Source organism: Burkholderia sp. Ac-20345 (assembly GCF_017104825.1).
Classification (GTDB): Bacteria; Pseudomonadota; Gammaproteobacteria; order Burkholderiales; family Burkholderiaceae; genus Burkholderia; species Burkholderia lata_B.
Map to the genome: position 1 here is coordinate 1 of NZ_JAAGPO010000571.1, position 313 is coordinate 313.

Below are 313 nucleotides of genomic sequence, written 5' to 3' on the forward strand. Positions count from 1 at the left end.
TCGGTGAGCTCGATCTCGACGGGCCTGAGCACGACGACGAGCAGCGTGTCGTCGTTGTCGACGGGTCTGAGCACGACCAATAGCTCGGTGAGTTCGATCTCGACGGGCTTGAGCACGACGGACAGCACGGTTTCGTCGCTGTCGACGTCGGTGTCGACGGGCCTGAGCACGGCGAACAGTAATGTTTCGTCGTTGTCGACGGGTCTGAGCACGACCAATAGCTCGGTGAGTTCGATCTCGACGGGCTTGAGCACGACGGACAGCAACGTTTCGTCGCTGTCGACGTCGGTGTCGACGGGCCTGAGCACGACGA

At 61.7% G+C, this 313-nt stretch carries 1 protein-coding gene; it reads right to left on the minus strand.

The features are described from left to right. On the minus strand, positions 1-313 hold a 313-nt coding region (locus G3O06_RS49895; protein WP_277403808.1), incomplete at both ends, for a hypothetical protein.